19 protein-coding genes are annotated in these 20,456 nt (G+C 71.7%); 13 read left to right on the top strand and 6 right to left on the bottom strand.

The annotated features are described in order from the left end of the window. Position 1: 1 nt before the first annotated feature. Entirely contained in the window at positions 2 to 1,456 is a 1,455-nt protein-coding gene (ramB, locus tag DPA01S_RS08215; protein WP_061915343.1) for an acetate metabolism transcriptional regulator RamB, read from the bottom strand. Between the two features lie 194 nt (positions 1,457 to 1,650). On the opposite strand from ramB, the gene aceA reads away from it, so the two are divergent. The 9 genes from aceA (at position 1,651) to DPA01S_RS08260 (ending at position 11,109) form a co-directional block, all read left to right on the top strand. After that, on the top strand, positions 1,651 to 2,940 hold the full coding sequence (gene aceA, locus DPA01S_RS08220; protein ID WP_061915347.1) for an isocitrate lyase: 1,290 nt from the start codon (positions 1,651 to 1,653) through the stop codon (positions 2,938 to 2,940). Between the two features lie 190 nt (positions 2,941 to 3,130). Next, positions 3,131 to 4,051: a 3-hydroxybutyryl-CoA dehydrogenase gene (locus DPA01S_RS08225; protein WP_061915350.1), complete on the top strand. Its 921-nt coding sequence runs from the start codon at positions 3,131 to 3,133 to the stop codon at positions 4,049 to 4,051. A 1-nt stretch (position 4,052) separates the two neighbouring features. Next, positions 4,053 to 6,419 (top strand): 5-methyltetrahydropteroyltriglutamate--homocysteine S-methyltransferase, encoded by a 2,367-nt coding sequence (gene metE, locus DPA01S_RS08230; RefSeq protein WP_061915353.1) that lies wholly within the window; start codon positions 4,053 to 4,055, stop codon positions 6,417 to 6,419. Between the two features lie 17 nt (positions 6,420 to 6,436). Further along, entirely contained in the window at positions 6,437 to 6,745 is a 309-nt protein-coding gene (locus DPA01S_RS08235; RefSeq protein WP_061227963.1) for a hypothetical protein, read from the top strand. Between the two features lie 11 nt (positions 6,746 to 6,756). After that, positions 6,757 to 8,043 (top strand): DUF445 domain-containing protein, encoded by a 1,287-nt coding sequence (locus tag DPA01S_RS08240; protein WP_174521510.1) that lies wholly within the window; start codon positions 6,757 to 6,759, stop codon positions 8,041 to 8,043. Between the two features lie 250 nt (positions 8,044 to 8,293). Continuing rightward, on the top strand, positions 8,294 to 8,704 hold the full coding sequence (locus DPA01S_RS08245) for a helix-turn-helix domain-containing protein (protein ID WP_061915358.1): 411 nt from the start codon (positions 8,294 to 8,296) through the stop codon (positions 8,702 to 8,704). Between the two features lie 81 nt (positions 8,705 to 8,785). Beyond that, positions 8,786 to 9,955, top strand: a complete 1,170-nt coding sequence (locus DPA01S_RS08250) for a hypothetical protein (protein ID WP_061915361.1) — start codon at positions 8,786 to 8,788, stop codon at positions 9,953 to 9,955. A 165-nt stretch (positions 9,956 to 10,120) separates the two neighbouring features. Further along, positions 10,121 to 10,402: a DUF2516 family protein gene (locus DPA01S_RS08255; protein WP_061227966.1), complete on the top strand. Its 282-nt coding sequence runs from the start codon at positions 10,121 to 10,123 to the stop codon at positions 10,400 to 10,402. Further along, entirely contained in the window at positions 10,399 to 11,109 is a 711-nt protein-coding gene (locus DPA01S_RS08260; RefSeq protein WP_061915365.1) for a MerR family transcriptional regulator, read from the top strand. Before DPA01S_RS08255 ends, DPA01S_RS08260 begins: the two co-directional genes overlap by 4 nt. A 36-nt stretch (positions 11,110 to 11,145) precedes the next feature. Here the strand turns inward: DPA01S_RS08260 and purU are convergent, their stop codons facing one another. Then, a complete protein-coding gene (purU, locus tag DPA01S_RS08265; protein WP_061915368.1) occupies positions 11,146 to 12,012 on the bottom strand; it encodes a formyltetrahydrofolate deformylase in 867 nt (288 codons plus the stop codon). 53 nt (positions 12,013 to 12,065) lie between these two features. Between purU and deoC the strand changes: the two genes are divergently transcribed. Next, the gene (gene deoC / locus DPA01S_RS08270) at positions 12,066 to 12,764 is read left to right on the top strand and encodes a deoxyribose-phosphate aldolase (RefSeq protein WP_061915371.1); all 699 of its coding nucleotides are present in this window, start codon (positions 12,066 to 12,068) and stop codon (positions 12,762 to 12,764) included. 60 nt (positions 12,765 to 12,824) lie between these two features. Here the strand turns inward: deoC and DPA01S_RS08275 are convergent, their stop codons facing one another. The 4 genes from DPA01S_RS08275 to DPA01S_RS08290 form a co-directional block, all read right to left on the bottom strand. Next, complete coding sequence (locus DPA01S_RS08275) at positions 12,825 to 13,781, bottom strand: NADP-dependent oxidoreductase (RefSeq protein ID WP_061915375.1); 957 nt, start codon at positions 13,779 to 13,781, stop codon at positions 12,825 to 12,827. Between the two features lie 72 nt (positions 13,782 to 13,853). Next, positions 13,854 to 14,417: a metallophosphoesterase family protein gene (locus DPA01S_RS08280; RefSeq protein ID WP_061915378.1), complete on the bottom strand. Its 564-nt coding sequence runs from the start codon at positions 14,415 to 14,417 to the stop codon at positions 13,854 to 13,856. Between the two features lie 30 nt (positions 14,418 to 14,447). After that, entirely contained in the window at positions 14,448 to 15,311 is an 864-nt protein-coding gene (locus DPA01S_RS08285) for an LmeA family phospholipid-binding protein (RefSeq protein WP_061915381.1), read from the bottom strand. A 74-nt stretch (positions 15,312 to 15,385) separates the two neighbouring features. Continuing rightward, positions 15,386 to 15,886 carry a DUF2505 domain-containing protein gene (locus DPA01S_RS08290; RefSeq protein WP_061227973.1) on the bottom strand — a complete coding sequence of 167 codons (501 nt, stop codon included), beginning with the start codon at positions 15,884 to 15,886 and terminating at the stop codon, positions 15,386 to 15,388. A gap of 149 nt (positions 15,887 to 16,035) precedes the next feature. On the opposite strand from DPA01S_RS08290, the gene DPA01S_RS08295 reads away from it, so the two are divergent. From DPA01S_RS08295 to DPA01S_RS08305, 3 genes are all read left to right on the top strand, one after another. After that, positions 16,036 to 17,112, top strand: a complete 1,077-nt coding sequence (locus tag DPA01S_RS08295; RefSeq protein WP_061228010.1) for a UDP-N-acetylmuramate dehydrogenase — start codon at positions 16,036 to 16,038, stop codon at positions 17,110 to 17,112. Between the two features lie 203 nt (positions 17,113 to 17,315). After that, positions 17,316 to 18,368, top strand: coding sequence for a membrane protein insertase YidC (gene yidC, locus DPA01S_RS08300; protein ID WP_061915383.1), 1,053 nt, complete (start codon positions 17,316 to 17,318; stop codon positions 18,366 to 18,368). 435 nt (positions 18,369 to 18,803) lie between these two features. Continuing rightward, complete coding sequence (locus tag DPA01S_RS08305; protein ID WP_061915385.1) at positions 18,804 to 20,450, top strand: ATP-binding cassette domain-containing protein; 1,647 nt, start codon at positions 18,804 to 18,806, stop codon at positions 20,448 to 20,450. Positions 20,451 to 20,456: the final 6 nt, after the last annotated feature.

A 20,456-nucleotide genomic window follows, 5' to 3' on the forward strand; every position in this document is an offset into this window, starting at 1 on the left:
GTCAGGGTAGGTCAGGCGCGGACCCGGCGGAGGCGGGTTCGCCGAGGAGGTACGGCGAGAGCGACGAGCGGTGGGCGTCCACGCGCAGCTCGTGATTGAGCGGCGGGAACGCGCGCTGCGGGCAGGCGGGGCGGTCGCACATGCGGCAGCCGGAGCCGATCTTGGTGGCGGCGTCGACGTCGTCGAGGTCGAGGCCCTGCGCGTACACGGTCCGGTGGGCGTGGCGGGCCTCGCAGCCCAGGCCGATGGCGAACGTCTTGCGCGGCTGGCCGAAACGCATCGGACGGGTGGTGACGGTGCGCGAGACCCACAGGTGGAGGCGGCCGTCGGGCATCTGTGCGACCTGCCGCATGATCTTGCCGGGAAACGAGAACGACTCGTAGATGTTCCACAGCGGGCACGTGCCACCGGAGGTCGTGAAGTGGAACCCGGTCGCGGACTGCCGCTTGGACATGTTGCCGGCGCGGTCGACGCGCACGAAGCTGAACGGCACCCCGGCCGCCCCGGGCCGCTGCAGTGTGGACAGGCGGTGGCACACGGTCTCGTAGCCGGTGGCGTGGAAGGCCATGAGCCGCTCGACGTCGTAGCGGAAGTCCTCGGCGGTGTCGAGGAACCGCTGGTAGGGCATGAGGACGGCGGCGGCGAAGTAGCTGGCCAGTCCGCGAAGGGCGAGCGCGACGGCGGCAGGGGAGGTGAAGGCCCCCTCCTCGACGAGGCTGTCGAGCAGGTCGCGGTGTTCGAGGAACGCGAGCTCGGAGGCCACGCGGAACGCCTGCTGACCGGGCGTGAGGTGCGCGGACAGGTCGAGGCGGCGATCCTCGGCGGAGAACACGTGCCAGAGGCCGTCGGGCAGGTCGACGCGGCGGGAGATCCGCACGCCGTGGGCCTCGGCGAGGCGGTTCTCGAGCTCGACGCGCACGTCGCCGCGGTTGAGCCGGATGCGGGTGGTGAGGTCCTCGGCGGCGGTGTCGAGGGAGTCGATGTAGTTCTGCCGTTGGTAGAAGTAGTCGCGCACCTCCTCGTGCGGCATGGACAGCACGGATCGGTCGACCGTGGACTCGGGCACGTTACGGGTCTCGGTGAGCGCGGCGAGCAGGTCGGCGGAGTTGCGGTAGCGCTGGTGCAGGAGCATGAAGGCGCGGGCGAGCGCGGGGTGCGCCCGGACGAGGTCGACGACCTCGTCGGCGGGGACCTCGGCGGACAACTGGGTGTCGGTGAGGGCCTCGGTCACCGCGGCGATGAGCCGGGTGTCCGAGTCGGAGGCGAAGAACGTGGAGTCGACGCCGTAGACCTCGGAGATCTTGACCAGGACCCGGGAGGTGACGGGGCGGGTGTCCTTCTCGAGTTGATTGAGGTACGACGACGACAAGCCGAGCGATTGCGCGAACGCCGCCTGGGTCAGGCCGTTCTCCTCGCGCAGTCGACGCAGTCGCGCCCCCATATGTGAGGCCGTCATCGGCTTCCCCCTCTCCGTCCGTGGCGCACCACACAATCTTCGCAAACTTTGCAAAGAAGGCAAAGAAACTCGCCACATTCGCACTTGCCGCAGGTAGACGCGCCGTAGCGAGTGTGGCATTGTGTCTGTCGTAAGGGGCCGTAACTCGCAAGAGTGCGAATACGGACCCGCCCCCGAGACAGAAAAGAGTCGCGATGTCGAACGTCGGCAAGGCACGTACCGCTGAAGAGATCCAGAAGGACTGGGACACCAACCCCCGCTGGAAGGGCATCACCCGCAACTACACGGCCGAGCAGGTCGCGGAGCTGCAGGGCACCGTCGTCGAGGACTACACCCTCGCCCGCCGCGGCGCGGAGATCCTCTGGGACAAGGTCAACAACAAGGACTTCGTCAACTCCCTCGGTGCCCTGACGGGCAACCAGGCCGTGCAGCAGATCCGCGCCGGCCTCGAGGCCGTCTACCTCTCCGGCTGGCAGGTCGCCGCCGACGCCAACCTCTCGGGCCACACCTACCCGGACCAGTCGCTGTACCCGGCCAACTCGGTGCCGACCGTCGTGCGTCGCATCAACAACGCCCTGCTGCGCGCCGACGAGATCGCCCGCATCGAGGGCGACACCTCGGTGGAGAACTGGCTCGCCCCGATCGTGGCCGACGCCGAGGCCGGCTTCGGTGGCGCCCTGAACGCCTACGAGCTGCAGAAGGCCATGATCAACGCCGGTGCCGCCGGTGTGCACTGGGAGGACCAGCTGGCCTCCGAGAAGAAGTGCGGCCACCTCGGTGGCAAGGTGCTCATCCCGACCAACCAGCACATCCGCACCCTGACCTCGGCCCGCCTCGCCTCGGACGTCGCCAACGTGCCGTCCGTGATCATCGCGCGCACCGACGCCGAGGCCGCCACCCTGATCACCTCGGACGTCGACGAGCGCGACCGTCCGTTCATCACCGGTGAGCGCACCGCCGAGGGCTTCTACCACGTCAAGAACGGCATCGAGCCGTGCATCGAGCGCGCGAAGGCCTACGCCCCGTTCGCCGACATGATCTGGATGGAGACCGGCACCCCGGATCTCGAGTACGCCAAGAAGTTCGCCGAGGGCGTCAAGGCCGAGTTCCCGGACCAGCTCCTGGCCTACAACTGCTCGCCCTCCTTCAACTGGAAGGCGAACCTGGACGACGAGACCATCGCCAAGTTCCAGAAGGAGCTCGGCGCGATGGGCTTCAAGTTCCAGTTCATCACCCTGGCCGGCTTCCACTCGCTCAACTACGGCATGTTCGACCTGGCCTACGGCTACGCCCGCAACCAGATGAGCGCGTTCGTCGAGCTGCAGGAGCGCGAGTTCAAGGCCGCCGAGGAGCGTGGCTTCACCGCGGTCAAGCACCAGCGCGAGGTCGGCGCCGGCTACTTCGACCTCATCGCCACCACGGTCGACCCCAACACGTCCACCGCGGCGCTGAAGGGCTCCACCGAGGAGGGCCAGTTCCACTGAGATAGTGGACCTGACCGGTGAACCGATCCGATCGACGGTCGGCTCGCCGACATGAGGTGACAACCGGGGGCCGTGGCCGTCTCGACGAGGCGGCCCGGCCCCCGGTCGTCTCTCCGCTCACCCCGCCGCGGACCGGCGAACGGGCCGGCGCGCCCCCTCACGACCCTCCTCCCGAAGGACCCAGGACGCCATGAGCAGCAGCCGCGACGCCGCGACGGACGCGGGACGGATCACCCGCGTCGGCGTGGTGGGGGCCGGGCAGATGGGCTCCGGCATCGCCGAGGTCTGCGCGCGTGCCCACGTGGACGTCCTCGTGTGGGAGTCCACCCGAGAGCTCACCACCGCCGGCCGCTCCCGGATCCTGCAGTCCCTCGACCGTGGGGTGTCCTCGGGTAAGATCACCGAGCGCGAACGCGAACAGGCCGCCCTGCGCCTGCGCTTCACCACCGACCCGGGCGACTTCTGTGACCGCCAGCTCGTGATCGAGGCGGTCGCCGAGGACGAGGCCGCCAAGTCGGCCGTCTTCCGGCAGCTCGACGAGATCGTCACCGACCCGGGAGCCGTGTTGGCCACCAACACCTCCGCCGTCCCGGTCGCCACCCTCGCCGGGTGCACGGCCCGTCCGGAGCGCGTGCTCGGCATGCACTTCTTCAACCCCGTCCCCGTGCTCCCGCTGGTCGAGCTGGTGAGCACCCCCGAGACCGGCGCCGCCGTCCGCGACCGCGCCGAGACGTTCGCCGAACAGGTCCTCGGCAAGCAGGTCGTGCACTCCGCCGACCGCGCCGGCGCCGTGGTCAACGCCCTGCTCGTGCCGTACCTGCTCTCCGCCATCCGAATGGCGGAGTCCGGCCACGCCACCGCCGAGGACATCGACCGCGCCATGGTCCTCGGCTGCGCGCACCCCATGGGCCCGCTCGCGCTGGCCGATCACGTGGGGCTGGACACGGTCAAGGTGATAGCCGAGGCGATGCACGCCGAATTCGGTGAGCCGCTGTACGCGCCGCCCCCGCTGCTCGTGCACATGGTCGAGTCGGGCCGGCTGGGCCGGAAGACGGGTCAGGGCTTCCACAGCTATCCCGTGCCCCGGGCGATGGCCGGGGCCACGCGCTGAGATGACATCGTCGTCGTCGCCCTCGTCGCCGCACCTCGAACCCACGCGCGCCTCGTCGGTCCTGGGCTACCCGCGCATCGGGCCGCGCCGCGAGCTCAAACGCGCGCTCGAACGGTACTGGCACGGCGACGGCACCCGCGCCGAGCTGCTCGCCACCGGCCGCCGCGTCCGGGAGGCCACCTGGCACGACCTGGGCGCCAAGGGCCTCACGCAGATCCCCGGCAACACCTTCAGCTTCTACGACCACATCCTCGACGACGCCCTGCTCGTCGGCGCGATCCCCGCCCGCTTCCGCGACCTCACTCGCGACCTCACGCCCGTCGACACGGTCTTCGCCCTGGCCCGCGGCCGCGCCGACGTCCCCCCGCTCGAACTGGTCCCGCTGCAGGGGACCTCCTACCTGTACCGCCAGCCCGAGTTCGACGAGGCCTCCGAGCTGGGGCTGCGGCCGGGCGAGCTGCTCGCCGAGGTCGCCCGCGCGCGCGAGCTGGGGCTCGAGATCCGGCCCGTCATCACCGGCCCGGTCTCGCTGCTGCTGCTCGGCAAGGCCTCGCCCGACGCCGCGCCGGGGTTCGCGCCGCTCGACCTGCTCGACCGGATGCTCGAGCAGTACGAGGCGCTGCTCGGCGTGCTGCACGAGGCGGGTGTGACGTGCGTGCAGTTCGACGAGCCCTGCATGACCATGGAGCGCACGCCGGACGAGATCGCCGGGCTGCGCGGGGCCTACGACCGGCTCGCCGCGGTGCCGGCGAGGCCGCGGATCCTCGTCACCGGCGAGTACGGCGACCTCGGGGACGCGCTGCCCGCGCTCGCGGCCACGGGGATCGAGGCGATCGGCCTGGACCTGGTCCACGGGCGGCGGACGGCCGCCGAGCTCGCCGCCGTGCCGGGCCTGGCCGCCAAGCGCCTCTACGCCGGCGTCGTGGACGGTCAGAACGTGTGGCGCACGGACAAGTTCGCGACGCTCGACTACCTGCGCGAGCTGCGGGCCGTGTTCGCCGACGTGGTGGTGTCGACCTCGTGCACGCTGCTGCACGTGCCGTACGACGTGCACGCCGAGACCGACCTGCCGCCCGAGCTCGTGGACTCGCTGGCCTTCGCCGAACAGAAGGTCGCCGAGGTGGTGTCGCTGGCGCACGCGCTCGAGGACGGCCCCACGCCGCGCTGGCGTCCGCTGCCCGTGCTGCCCAGTGCGCGTCGCGAGGACGTGCGCGCGAGGACCGCGCGGGTGGCCGACGACGACAAGGTCCGCGTCCCGTACGACGAGCGGGCCCCCCGGCAGGCCGGCAGGCTGGGTCTGCCGACGCTCCCGACCGCCACCCTCGGCTCGTTCCCGCAGACAGTGCAGATCCGGCGGGCCCGCCGCGACCTGGCGGAGGGGCGGATCGACTACGCCCGGTACTGCGACTACCTCCGCGCGGAGATCGCCGCGGTGATCCGGCTGCAGGAGGACATCGGACTGGACGTGCTCGTCCACGGCGAGGTCGAGCGCAACGACATGGTGCAGTACTTCGCCGAACTGCTCGACGGGTTCGCCGCCACCCGCAACGGCTGGGTGCAGTCGTACGGTTCGCGCTGCGTGCGGCCGCCCATCCTCTACGGGGACGTGGCGCGGCCCGCGCCGATGACCGTCGAGTGGACGGGCTACGCGCAGTCGCTCACGGACCGGCCGGTCAAGGGGATGATCACCGGGCCCGTGACGATGCTCGCGCGGTCGTTCTGCCGCACCGACCTCGCGCTGCCCGAGGTCGCCACGCAGCTCGCGCTGGCGGTGCGCGACGAGGTGGCCGATCTGGAGGCGGCCGGCACGGCCATCATCCAGATCGACGAGCCGGCCATCCGGGAACTGCTGCCGCGGCGCGGTGCCGACCGGCGCGCCTACCTCGACTGGGCGGTGGGCACCTTCCGCCTCGCCTCCGCCGGCGCGCGACCCGACACGCAGATCCACACGCACATGACGTACTCGTCGCTGCAGGTGATGACCGAGGCGATCGAGGAGCTCGACGCCGACGTCACCAACATCGTGGCCACCCGCTCGATCGAGTGGGTGCTGGACGCCCTGACCGACCACACCCTGACCCGACAGGTCGCGCCCGGCGTGTACGAGTCGCGCTCGGGGTTCGTGCCGGACATCGACCTGCTGCACGAGCGGCTGCTGCGCGCGGTGGACGCCGTGGGGGTCGAGAGGCTGTGGGCGGTGCCCGACGGGGGGCTCAAGAGCCGCTACACGTGGCAGTTGGAGCCCAGCCTGCGGAACCTGGTGACCGCGGCCCGTCGGATCCGACGGGCGGTTGCCCGGCAGGGGCAGGGGTCTAATAAGATCGGGGCAGAGCAAGTCCCGGGACACGCGCCCGGGATCGGTAGTTGACGAAAGAGGACGACATCATGGCCGGTCAGACGCTCGAGCACACTGGTGCCGCCATCGTCGAGGAGTACTACCCGGAGTACGCGACGAAGGTCGCGCCCACCTACCCTCTGTACTCGACCGAGATCTACGTCGGGTCCGCCATCATCCTGCTGAGCATGAGCATGCTGGGCCTGCCCATCACCGCGATCGGCTACTACACGCAGGACGCCGGCGTCTCGCTGGGCATGGCGGTCGCCGCGGTCGTGGCCACCACCGTCGTGTTCCTCATCGGCCTGTTCGTGTGCATGTACGGCTTCCGTAAGCACGGCCGCGAGGACTCCCACTGACGCTCGACCCGGTGGTCGCCGCCGGGGGACCCGCGCTCAAGGCGGGCGACCCGGCGACCGACGCCGAGCGGAGGTCCGCCCTCCGTCGCATGAAGATGGTCGCGACGGGGTTCCTCGTCGTGGCCGGGGTGATCTACCTCGTCGCCGAATACGCACTGCACAACGGCGCTCCCTCCTGGGTGGGTTACGTCCGCGCCGCCGCCGAGGCCGGGATGGTCGGCGGCCTGGCCGACTGGTTCGCCGTCACCGCCCTGTTCCGCCACCCCCTGGGCATCCCCATCCCGCACACGGCGCTCATCCGCCGCAAGAAGGACCAGCTGGGCACCTCGCTCGGCGGGTTCGTGGGGGAGAACTTCCTCGACCCCGAGATGGTCAGCGAGAAGGTCCGCGGCGCCCGCATCCCCGAGCGCGCCGGCGAGTGGCTCGCCGAGACCGACAATCGCGCCCTCGCCTCCGATCAGGCCGCCAAGGCCATCCGGTCCGTCCTGGCGGTGCTGCGCGACGAGGACGCGGTCGCGATCATCGAACGCACCATCGTGGCCCGGATCGCCGAGCCCGAGTGGGGTCCGCCCGCCGGCCGCATCCTCGCCGAACTCCTCGACGAGGGCCGCCACCTGCCGTTGCTCGACCTCATGGCCGACCGGGCCCACGAATGGGTCGAGGCGCACCCCGAGACGATCGACCGCTGGGTCCGCGAGAAGGCGCCCACCTGGGCCCCCCAGTTCGTCAACGAACTGCTCTCCGACCGCGCCTACCGCGAGCTGCGCGAGTGGACGTGGCAGATCAAGGTCGACAAGCAGCACGCCGTGCGCCTGGCGCTGATCGGGTTCGTCGAGGACTTCGCCCGCGACCTGCAGCACGACCCGTCCACCATGGCCAAGCTCGAGTCGTTCAAGCACGAGGTCATGAACCGCGAGGAGGTGCGCCGCGCCGCCGGGTCGGCGTGGTCGGCCGCCAAGCGGATGATCGTCGAGGCCACCGAGGACACCTCCTCCACGCTGCGGGTCAAGATCGACGACCTCCTGCGCCGCCTCGCCGAGATGCTCGTCGGGGACGAGAAGATGCGTTCGCGGCTCGACGACTACATGACCCGCACGGCGCGCTACGTCGCGGAGAACTACGCCGGCGAGGTCACCTCGATCATCTCCGACACCGTCGAACGCTGGGACGCCGACGAGGCCTCCGACAAGATCGAGCTGCTCGCCGGCAAGGACCTGCAGTTCATCCGCATCAACGGCACGGTCGTGGGGGCGCTGGCCGGGCTCGCGATCCACGCGGCCACCGAGCTGCTCTTCTGAGACCTTCTGTGACCCAGCCCACGGGATCGTCGTACACATGGCGCTTGCTGGAGTTAGCACTAGTTGCTAGCGTTGGGGCAGCCGAGCACAGACGAACGGTTCGGTCGCAACCGCGGAGGGAGGTGACTCCATGGCCGCACACGATGGTGCTGAACGCGGCGGACCCCCGCGCGAGGTCACGGGATCCGGCGTACCGGCAGACGAGCCGACAGCAGCCACCCTCGCACGCCGTAACAAGCCGACGGGTGAGGTGCCGCGCCACACGGATGTCACCGCGCTCGTCGACGGCGACCGCCGTTCGTCCGACTCGCAGGACATCGGATCGTTCATCCGCGCCCAGCGGGAGGCCGCCCAGGTGTCCATCCGGCAGCTCGCGGAGCGTGCCGGCGTCTCCAACCCGTATCTGAGCCAGATCGAACGCGGGCTGCGCAAGCCGTCCGCCGAGGTCCTGGGTCAGATCGCCCGAGGTCTGAGGCTTTCCGCGGAGGTGCTCTACGCTCGCGCCGGGATCCTCGAACTCAAGCAGGGGAGCCCGGTGAGGGACGCGATCCTCACCGCCCCGGACCTCACAGAGCGACAAAGGGAGGTGCTCGTGGAGATCTACGAGTCGTTCCTGGCGAACAATGCGACCGCAGCCGACCAGGTCGTCGACGTCCCCTGATCCGGGACCTGCCGACGGCGGCCCGCCGGGCCACGTGACACCGCAGATGAGAACACCGCACGACACGAACGAGGAGTCGAGATGAGCAAGAAGACCACCGGCAAGAAGTCCACGTCCAAGGCCGAGGAGACCGGCGCCGACGCCTCCCGGGAAGCCGCCGCGGGCGGCCCGCTCGGCCAGGCGATCGCCGCCGTGCGGACCCCGGTCTACGCCTACGTCGGGGCCAACGACCTCGCGATCCAGGCGGTCTCCGGGCTCGTGAACGACCTGCGCCGCCGCGCCGAGGACGCCGTCTCCGATGCGCAGTCCAGGGTCACTGAGCGCGTCTCCGACGTCCAGAACCGCCTCACCGAGCGTGTGACCGGCGCCCAGGAGCGCGTCAGCGAGGTGCCCGAGCGCGTCCAGTCGCTGCCCGCGGAGGTCGAGGAGCTGGTCAACCGCTTCCGCCCCGAGGAACTGCGCAAGGTCGCCGACGCGTACGTGCAGGTGGCCGCCGGCATCTACGGCGGACTCGCCGCCCGCGGCGAGGACGTCGTGAGCCGACTCCGTGAGGAGAACCCGCAGCTCGAGGCCGGACTCGCCCGCGTCAACGAGCAGGTCGCCCGCGCCGCCGGCGCGGTCGAGGAGCAGCGCGAGCTGGGCGAGGAGGCCCTCGGCACGGTCGCGCGCCAGACCCGGTCGATCGGCGTGAAGGCCGCCGGACGCGTCTCCAAGGCCGCCCGCCAGGCCGCCGAGTCCGCCGGCGACGCCGCCGACACGGCCGCCGAGCGCGTCGACGAGGTGGCCGATCGGGTCGACCGGACCGCCGACAAGGCCGCCGACCGCGTCGACGAGGCCGCTTCCACGGTCTCCGCCGAGGTCGCCCGCAGCACCGCGGAGGTCGAGGCCCGCACGACCCCGGCCAAGAAGGCGGCGGCCAAGAAGGCGCCCGCGAAGAAGGCCCCGGCCAAGTCCACGACCACCACGGCGGCCACGACGACCTCGACCACCGACAAGCCGGTGGCCGCCAATCCGACGGTCGATGAGGCCGCGGCCGCGAAGGCGGCGGCCAAGACGACCGCCAAGAAGTCGACGGCGACCAAGTCCACCGCCAAGCCGACCGGCGGCAAGCCCGCCGCCACCACGTCGTCGGCGGCCAAGCCGGCCGGCTCGGACTCGGACGCGCCCTCGCCTGCCGAGCTCGCCGACAACGACCCGGCGCTGACCACCGCGGATACGCCGTTGCCGCCCGCCGGCACCGATCGCCCCTGACGCGATAGGAACACGCGCCCGGCCCGAATGGCATTCGCGCACGGTCGCGTGAGGCACCGCCGCCCCGGCCCGCTCCCTCGGGAGTAGGCCGGGGCGGCGCGCGTCTCGGACGGGTGTGAACATCACCACGCGGTCGTGTCCGACCACGCCACTACACTGGGACCCGTGATTGACACGCTTACCGGCACGTGGGGAACTGTCCAGCTCATCATCCAGGGCGCGCTCGTCGTGTGGGCGCTGGCCGGGCTCGTGCTGGCCGCGCTGCCGCCCGCCTCGGCGTACTCCGTCGAGGGGAAGTGGCCCAAGCCGGCATGGATCGCCATCTGTGCAGTCGCCGCCCTGCTCTTCGCCGTCCGGCCGCTCGGTTTCCTCAGCATCATCGCGATGGTGGCGGTGGGCGTGTTCTTCGCCGACGTGCGTCCCGCGGTCGGCGGTCGACGCAGGTGAAGACGCCGGAGGCCGGGCCGCCGCAGCGGATCGAGGAACTGGCCGAGGACTCCGGCACCACCGTGCGCAACATCCGCGTCTACCAGGAGCGCGGTCTGCTGCCCCCGCCCGTCCGCCGAGGACGCACCGCCTTCTACGGGCCGGACCACAAGCGGCGCCTCGCTCAGATCCTGCGTCTCCTCGACCGCGGCTATACGTTCGCCACGATCGAGGAGTTGTTCATCGCCGAACGGCACGGCTTCACGCTCACGGAGCTTCTCGAGCTGGAAGCGGTCCGGCCGACGCGCCGCTCCACCGGTGGGCGCCGGCGGCTGCCGCGAGGGGGAGTGGACGCGGTCGCCGGGTTCGAGCTACCGGAGCACCTCCTCGACCGGGGCGAGTCGATCGGCCTCGTCAGCGATTCGGCCGCGGCGGACCACTTCTTCGCCGACCGCTACATGCTGGAGATGTTCCGCGAGCTGATCGTGCTGGGGGTCGGCGAGGAGGGGATCGACAAGATCGGCCACCTGTTCATGGAGGGGCAGAGCACCGCGGCCGAGGCGATCGACGTTCTCGTGCAGACCATGAAGGACGCCGGGATGGACCAGTCGACCATCGTCAGGCGGGTGACCGGCATCCTTCCGCGGGCCGGCGCCGCCGCCCGGCTCATCTTCCTGTCCGCCGCCCAGACCCTGCTCACCGACAGGCACGGCTTCCCCAAGAGTTGAGCGACGTGAGCGCCGGACGGCCGCCGATCGGACGGTCTAGGTGAACACCACGGTCCGGGCACCGTGCACCAGGACCCGGTCCTCCAGGTGCCAGCGCAGCCCGCGGGCCAGCACCAGCTTCTCGGCGTCGCGGCCCTGGCGCACCATGTCCTTCACCGTCGCCGTGTGGTCCACGCGGATGACGTCCTGCTCGATGATAGGCCCCTCGTCGAGGTCGGCCGTCACGTAGTGGCACGTCGCGCCGATGAGCTTCACGCCCCGGACGTGCGCCTGGTGATACGGGCGGGCGCCGACGAAGCTGGGCAGGAAGCTGTGATGAATGTTGATCGCGCGACCGGCCCACCGGGTGCACAGGTCGTCCGGCAGGACCTGCATGAAGCGGGCCAGGACGATCGCGTGCGGGTCGATGTCGTCGACGAGTCCGGCGACCTGCTTGAACGCCGGGCCCCGCTCGGCGGGGTCGGCCGGGAACGGAACGTGGTGGAACGGCACGCCGTGCGCCTCGACCATCCCCCGCAGGTTGTTGTGGTTGCCGATCACCGCACGGATGCGGGCGGGGTAGTCACCGCTCTCGACCCGACCTAGCAGGTCGTGGAGGCAGTGGCCCTCCTTGGACACGAGGATGACGACGTCCTTCGGCTCGGACGAGTCGGAGATCTGCCAGTCGGCCTCCGGACCCAGCTCGCTGGCCACCCGTTCGAAGCGACGGCGGAGTTCGTCGATCTCCATGCCGATCGATTCGGCGTCGACGGACTGGCGGGTGAAGAACCAGCCGGTGTCCTCGTCCGCGTGGTACGCCGCCTCCATGATGGTCCCGCCCAGTTCTGCGAGGAAGGTCGCGATCCGGGCGACGATACCGATGCGGTCGGGGCAGCCCAGCGTGAGGACGAAGCGTCGTGACATGGGTGTCCATTGTGCCACCAGGCGTGTCGGCGGCTCCCGCTAGGCTGGCCCGCATGGACGCCACTCCGACCGCTCAGCTCACCCGCGCCCGCGTCGCCTCGATGATCGACCACACCCTGCTCTCGCCTGACGCGTCCCGCGAGGACGTGCAGGCCTGCCTCGACGAGGCCCGCGAGCTGGGCGTCAAGGCCGTGTGCGTGAGCCCGGCGATGCTGCCGGTACGGCCCGGCCAGCAGGTCGTCGCCACGGTCGCGGGGTTCCCGTCAGGCAAGCACCACTCGCTGGTCAAGGCGATGGAGGGCCGGCTCGCGGTGGACCAGGGCGCCACCGAGGTGGACATGGTGATCGATGTGGGCGCCGCCATCGCGGGCCTCGTCGACGAGGTGATGGCCGACGTGCTGGCGATGCGCGACGCCGTGCCCCCGCCGGTGGTGCTCAAGGTGATCCTCGAGACCGCCGCCATCCACAAGGCGCTGGGGGACGAGGCGGGCGACGAGCGGATCGAGGCCCTGTGCCACGCCGTCGCGCGCGCGGGCGCCGACTTCGTCAAGACCTCCACCGGCTTCCACCCCGCCGGCGGCGCGAGCGTGCGCGCGGTCGAGGCGATGCACCGCGCGGTGGGCGGGAAGCTGGGCATCAAGGCGTCCGGCGGGATCCGCGACGCCGACACCGCCCGCGCGATGATCGCCGCGGGCGCCACCCGGCTCGGCCTCAGCGGCAGCCGTGCGGTGCTCGACGGCTTCCCCGAGTAGTCCTGCCGTCCGGCCGCTGCTGGTCCGACGCAGGCCTTCACCCAGGGCCCCCGGCGGGAGTCAGTCCCGGCCGGTGGTGAGCACCATCTTCCCGGTGGTGCGCCCGGTCTCGCCCCGGCGGTGCGCCTCGGCGACCTGTTCGAGCGGGAAGACCTCCGAGATCGTCGCCCGCAGCGACCCCTGCTCGACGAGGTCGGTGATCGAGACGAGGTCGTGGCGTGAGGCGTCGACCAGCATCCGGACGGCCCGCACCCCGAGCCGCTCGGCCTCGCGGTAGAGGTCGTCCGAGCCGACGGGCAGGATCGACACGACGATCCCGCCGGGCCGCAGCGTGCGCAGCGACGCCAGCGAGGTGTCGCCGCCGATGGTGTCGAGCACGGCGTCGACGTCCGAGACGGCCTCCGCGATGTCCACCTCGCGGTAGTCGATCGGCTCGTCCACGCCGATCTCCCGCAGGAAGTCGTGCTTCTCCGAGCTGGCGGTGCCGATCACGTGGGCGCCGCGGGCCTTGGCGAGCTGCACGGCGACGTGCCCGACCCCGCCGGCGGCCGCGTGGATGAGGACGCGCTGGCCGGGCTGGATCCGGGCGTTCTCGACGAGCGCCTGCCACGCGGTGAGCGAGACCAGCGGCAGCGCGGCGGCCTGGACGTGGTCGAGCGAGGCCGGCTTGGGTGCGAACCAGGCGGCGGGGGCGGCGACGTACTCGGCGTGGGCGCCGTGGCCGAACGGGTACGAGAGCATGCCGAACACCTCGTCGCCGGGGGAGAACCGCGCGACGCCGATCCCGACCTCTTCGACCACGCCCGACAGGTCCCAGCCGAGGACGAACGGCGGCTCGCCGAGGAACCCGCCGGTGGCGCGGTGCTTCCAGTCGGTGGGGTTGACGCTGGCGGCCTCGACGCGGATCAGGACCTCGTTGGTGCGGGGAGTGGGACGGGGGAGGTCGACGACGGCGAGGACGTCCGGCTCACCGAGGGTCTGCTGTTGCACGGCACGCATGGAGGCTTCGTTGGTCATGGCTCCAGGGTGGCAGAATCCCGGGCCCGCCGCCCGGCTCGTCCCGCCCGTCACCCGCCACGCGGGCGCGGTTCAGCACCGTGGCGGCAGCCGGTGCAGGTCCACGTCGCGCAGCGCCCCCTCGGCGATGATCGCCGTCATGTACGTGTGATGCGGCTGGCGTCGGCGGTCGGTGGGCGAGCCCGGGTTGAGCAGGCGTAGACCGCCCTCACCGGACGCGCCCTCACCGGACGCGCCCTCCCCGGACCCGCTCTCCTCGGACACTCGCGGCGCGGTGGTGTCCCACGGGATGTGCGAGTGCCCGAAGACCAGGACGTCGGTGTCGGGGAAGGCCCTGGCCATGCGCTTCTCCCGTCCCGCGGACGCGCCGGCCTCGTGGGTGACGGCAAGTCGCACGCCGTCGAGCGTCGCGCGGGCCACTTCGGGCAGACGCTCGCGCAGCTCCGGGCCGTCGTTGTTGCCCCAGCAGGCGATGAGCCGTGCAGACCGTTCCTCGAGGGCGTCGAGGAGGGCGACGTCCATCCAGTCCCCGGCGTGGATCACGACGTCGGCGGCGTCGACCTCGTCCCAGATCCGGGCCGGCAGGTCGCGGGCGCGGGTCGGGACGTGGGTGTCGGAGATGATGAGCAGGCGCATGGGCCCAGTGTGCCGGGCGGCCGACCGCTCTTAGCGAGTCGACTCCAGCACAACGTCGCGGCCGGCCAGATCCACGGTCATCCCGCCGTCGACCACGCGGACGCCGGTGAGCTCGATCCCCTCGGGCAGGTCGGCCAGCGCGGAGTCCATCATCGAGACGGTCCCGCCGAGGATCTCCGAGGGCAGCTGGAACCCGAGCACCGACGCCTGCTGGGGATCCATCTCGAGGTTGCCGTCGATGAGCCGCGGCGTCACCACGGCCTCGGCGAGCCCGCTGATCGAGACGCGCAGGGCGCCCGCGGCGGGGTCGGAGACGATGTCCTTCACCTGGATCAGCCCGCCCAGCAGGCTGTCGCCCACGCCGCCCGCGCCCTCGGACTGGGCGGCCGCGGTCATGGTCTCGTCGGACACGAACGCGGTGCCGGTGAGCGAGTCGATACGGGACGTCTCACCCTCGGACCGCACGCCCTCGGCGGTGATGTCGATCGCCGGGACCGGGCCGGTCGCCCCCTCGGCCGGGGCGCCGTCGGTGGTGATGCGGATCGTGCCGAGCGTGCCGGTGACGTACGACAGCAGGACCGGCTGGGGCCCCAGCTCCACCTCGGGCGTCGAGCCGAGCGTCGCGCTGATCTCCTGGCGGAGGTTGTCCTTGATCGCACCGCGCATCCCGAGCTCCAGGCCCACGGCCCCGGCCACCAGCAGCACGATGGCCAGCACGGCGCCGATGACGATCCGGCGGCCCGTGAGACTCCCGCCCCGGGGTTCACCCGCCCCGTCGCCCGGAAGGGGCGCTGCCGCGTCGGCGGGCCGGGCGGCGAACTGCTCGGTGGGAGCGTTCTGCACGCCCGGGTGATCGAAGGCGGGAAGTCGCTGGGTGTCTCTCGGCGGCTGCATCGCTTCCGATTGTCACCGAAAAGGCGTCGGCGTGCAGCACCCACTTCGCCGGGCGGGGGCGTGCGGGCGGTGGGTCAGCGGGCGGCGGTCCAGCGGTTGAGGTGCCGGTACTCGGCCTCGAACAGCCGGTCCAGGTGCGAGACCACCATCTTCTCGAGCTTGCCGCCGAGCAGCGGTACCGACACCTTGACCTGCCCGGACACCGACTCCTCGGCGGCGCCGTCCCGGTCCACTGCGGTCGCGTCGCCGCTGATGAGCCCCAGCCCACCCGCCGCCTCGGCGCGCGCGGATCCGGTGAACGTCCGACCGTCGAAGCCGGAGTAGGTGCTGGTGCGCACGATGGTCAGTTCGCCCGGCAGGAACCTGCGGGCCGAGTCGGGGATGTCGTCCTCCGGGATGTGCTGCGTGATGGTCACGCGGACGCCGTCCGCGGTAGAGGCGAAGTCGTCGAGGCTGTCCTTGTCGGTCCCCACCGCCAGGAGTCGCTCGCGCCAGTACTCCTCGCTGCCGTAGGCCGAGTACACGGTCTCGATGGGGGCGTCGATACGGGCGTTGTGGGAGAAGCGGGTCGCCATGGGGTCCGACCCTACAAGCGCCGGTTACCCTCGGGCGTGTGAACCCGCCCCCGTCCGACCCCGTGCACCCGGCCGCGCAGCGGTCCGCCGGAACCTCCGCGCCGCACCCCGCCGACCCGGTCGTCGCCGAGCTGACCCGCGCCGCCGGCATCACCGCGACCGCCGGCGCGCGGCTGGCCGACCTGACGACCCTGCGCATCGGTGGCCGTCCGCGAGCGCTGCTCGAGTGCGCGACGCCCGAGGCGGTGGTCGCCGCCGTGCGCGCCCTCGACGCCGCCGAGGTCCCGGTGCTGGTGCTGGGCGGCGGGTCCAACCTGGTGGTCGCCGGTGGTGACCTCGACCTGGTGGTGGTGGCCGTGCGGAACCGGGAGGTCGAGTACCTCGCCGGCGCCGACGAGGGCCGTCTCGTCGTGCGCGCCGGTGCCGGGCTGACCTGGGACGACCTCGTCGTCGACACCGTCGGCCGCGGGTACGGGGGGCTGGAGTGCCTGTCCGGAATCCCCGGGTCCGTCGGCGCGACGCCCGTGCAGAACGTCGGCGCGTACGGCGTGGAGGTCGCCCAGATCCTGCACCGCGTGCGGTGGTATGACCGCGCGACCGGCGTCGATGAGTGGGTGACCCCGGAGGCCCTGGGGCTGGCCTACCGCACGTCGGTCCTGAAGAACACCGACCGCGCCGTGGTGCTCGAGGTGGAGCTCCGACTCGACCCCGCGGGGCGCAGCGAGCCGATCCGGTACGCCGAGCTCGCCGGCCGCCTCGGCGTGACGCCGGGCGAGCGGACCGACCCCGCCGTCGTGCGGCGTACCGTGCTGGAGCTGCGGCGCGGCAAGGGGATGGTGCTCGACGACGACGACGAGGACACCTGGTCCGCGGGGTCCTTCTTCACCAACCCGGTGATTCGCGAGGACGAACTCCCCACGGTGCGGTCCCGGGTGGCCGCCCGTCTGGGGTCCGGCCCGGCCGAGCAGATGCCCGCCTTCTCCGCGCCCGGCGGGGTCAAGCTCTCCGCGGGCTGGCTCATAGAGCGGGCCGGATTCGGCAAGGGACACCCTTCGTCGTCGTCCCCCGCCCGCCTGTCCACCAAGCACACGCTCGCGCTGACCAACAGGGGCGCGGCCACCTCCGACGACATCATCGCGCTGGCGCGCGAGGTGCGCGACGGCGTGCGGGAGGCGTTCGGAGTGGAGCTGCACCCCGAGCCCGTGTGGGTGGGCTGCCACATCTGACCGGTCCGCCCGGCCGTGGGATGCCGCCGCCAGCCGCGGGGTGGGCTCCGGCGCGGGTGAGCCCCGGCACCCGCAGGGCAGCGCCATGACAACCCCGCCGCCCGGCGCGCCGGTCGTCCCTGGCACGCTGGTCCCAGGCCTTCTAAGCTCGTCACGCCCCCGTGCGCCCGCCCGGCGCCGCCGTTTTCCCTGGAGAATCGCCCGTGGACCTGTTCGCGTATCCGGTGTCGCTCGTCATGAAGTTCTGGCACTGGGCGCTGAGCTTCGTGGTGGACCCCGACTCGGGCGTCGCCTGGGTGGGCTCCGTGCTCCTGCTGGTGGTGACCGTGCGCCTGCTGCTCCTGCGGTCCATGTGGCGGCAGCAGTACTCCATGCGCAAGATGGCGCAGCTCGCTCCCAAGATGAAGGAGCTGCAGAACAAGTACAAGGACCGCAAGTCCCCCGAGGACCGCCAGGAGCAGGCCAAGGAGATGCAGGCCCTGTACGCCGACGCCGGGGTCAACCCCCTGGCCGGCTGCCTGCCGCTCCTCGTGCAGATCCCCGTGTTCCTGGGCCTGTACTACGTGCTGCTCAACTTCTCGCCTCCCGGCAAGTCCATCGAGGAGGCCTCGCAGATGACCAACGGGGCGTTCGGCCCCGAGCAGGTGTCGTCGTTCCTCAACGCCGAGATCTTCGGCGTGCCCCTGGCGTCCTACATCCGCATGCCGCAGGAGGTCATGGACTCCCTGCACCCCGGGCTGGTGCGCGAGGACATCCTCATGCTGGCCGTGCCGCTGTTCGTGCTGGCCGGCATCGCGACGTTCATCAACATGTGGAACTCCTTCCGCCGGCAGAAGGCCGCCAAGGCCGCCGAGCAGGCCGCCCTGGCCCGCGTGGATGCCGAGGAGCGCGCCGGCGGCCCGGTCGTCGACGGTGAGGTGCTCGAGATCGACGGCGAGAAGCCCGCCGCCCCCACGCCCGCCACCACCGGCGCGGCGGGCGCTGCTGCCAAGCCGGGGGACAAGCCGCAGGATTTCCAGTCCATGGCCGAGCAGATGACCGAGTCGATGAACCAGTCGATGAAGATCATGATGTACCTGTTCCCGTTCTTCCCGATCGTGGGCGCGTACTTTTTCAACTTCCCCATCGCGATCGGCCTCTACTGGCTCACCAACAACATCTGGACCGCCGTGCAGTCGCACATCTTCATGGAGAAGCTGGAGAAGGAGCTGCCCATGAGCAGCCGCGAGGGCCTTCCCCCCAGCGCCTTCATGTAGTCCGCCGCTCCTGCCGGCCCCTGCCCGACCCGCCGCTCCTGCCGGCCCCTGCCCGTCCCGCGGCTCCCGCCGGCCCCTGCCTGTCCCGCGGCTCCCGCCGGCCCCTGCCTGTCCCGCCGCACCCGGGGTGTGACCGGGGTGCCCGCGAGGACGGTGGCCCCGCGGGTGGCCTTCCACGAATGGTCGCAGTCAGGGCGGAATTGGACGCGCCCCTGGTGCCGATCCGGCCGGATCACCGCCACGGTTGCGTCCAAACCAGTTCCGCCCGCGGGACCGGGGGTGTAGTCTGCTCGGCGTACGTCGGCAGTTGCACGGCGCGACCCCGGGAGACCGGCGCCGCGAGGGGCACGGCCGAGAGCTCGAGACGAGGAGATCCGAGGACAGTGCTCGACCCCAGGTGAGCCCCGGCCCATCCGCCGCCTCCCTGGAGCACACATGTCATCCCTCGTCCTGTCGGACGTCGCGTACGCGTTTCCCGACGACACCCCACTCTTCGACGGCCTCGATCTGAACCTCGGTCCCGGCGTCACCTCACTCGTCGGCCGCAATGGCGCGGGCAAGAGCACTCTGCTGCGACTCATCGCCGGCGAGCTGCGCCCGACGCGCGGGTCGATCAGCATCGCCGGCGAGCCCGCCCTGCCGCCCACCGTTGCCCACCTCCCGCAGTTGCTCGCCGACGCGCCCGCGGAGCGCACCCTCGCCGACGAGCTCGGCGTGGGCGGGAAGCTGGCGGCGTTGGAGCGGATCGAGGCGGGGGAGGGCGACGACGACGACTTCGCCCGCCTCGCCGACGACTGGTCGATCGCCGAGCGGACGGGCGCGCTGCTCGCCGAGTTGGGCCTTCCGACGGACCCGGGCAGGTCAGTGCTCGCGCTGTCCGGCGGGGAACGCACGCTCGCCGCGCTGGCAGGGCGGCTCCTCGAGCGGCCGCGGGTGCTCCTGCTCGACGAGCCCACCAACAATCTGGACTCGCGGGCGCGGGAGCGGTTGTTCGCGTCGATCGACCGGTTCGTCGCCGGCGGGCAGCGCATCGCGCTCGTGGTGAGCCACGACCTGGGACTGCTCGAGCGGGCCGGGACGACCGTCGAGATGCGGGGCGGCCGATGCCGGGTGTTCGGCGGGCCGTACTCGCACTACCGCGAGGTGATCGAGTCCGAGCAGTCCGCCGCGCTGCAGAGTCTGACCGGGGCGCGCAACGAACTACGCGCACAGAAGCGGGACAAGGTCGAGGCGCAGGTCGTGCTGGCGCGGCGCGAGCGGTACGGCCGGAAGATGGAGGCGAACAAGCGCGAGCCCAAGGTCGTCATGGGGATGCGCAAGCGGCAGGCCCAGGAGTCGGCGGCACGCTACAGGGCCACGCACGCGAAGGGCGTGGAGCAGGCGCAGGAGCGGATGCGCGAGGCCGACGCCGCCGTGCGACGCGAGGAGTTGTTGCGCGTCGACCTGCCCGATCCCGGGCTCCCCGCGGGCCGGGTCGTGCTGGACGCCGACGATCCGGTCGCCGGCCGGATCCACCTCGTCGGCCCGGCGCGGGTACGACTGGCCGGTCCGAACGGCAGTGGAAAGACCACTCTGCTGCGGCGCCTGTTCGGCGAGGGCGTCGCGGGGCCGGGGTCGCGCGGGACCGGCCGCACGCGGGGAGCGGAGGTGGCGAGCGGAGCCAACCGGGGCGACGACGACAACGCCGCCCTCGTCCCGTGGGCCCTGCTGCCGCAGGATCTTCGCGTCGAGCATCCGGAGTGGTCGGTCGTCGACGCGATCCGCGCGGTCCGCCCCGAGGCGCCGGCGGAGGAGGCGCATGCCCACGCGGCGCGACTGCTCTTCACCGGCGACGCGGGCCTGCGCGGACTCGGTGAACTCTCCGGAGGCGAGCGTCTTCGAGCGGCGCTCGCGGCGAGGTTGTTCGCGCGGCCGGTCCCGCAGCTGCTGGTGCTGGACGAGCCGACCAACAACCTCGACCTGGACGGGGTGCAGGTGCTGGCCGATGCCCTCTCGGGGTGGCGGGGCGCGTTGCTGCTGGTCAGCCACGACGACGGCTTCTGCGACCGCGTGGGGATGGACGACGTGATCACCCCGCGGTGAGTCCCG

The sequence above is a fragment of the Dietzia papillomatosis NBRC 105045 genome (assembly GCF_001570845.1).
GTDB classification, from domain to species: domain Bacteria; phylum Actinomycetota; class Actinomycetes; order Mycobacteriales; family Mycobacteriaceae; genus Dietzia; species Dietzia cinnamea.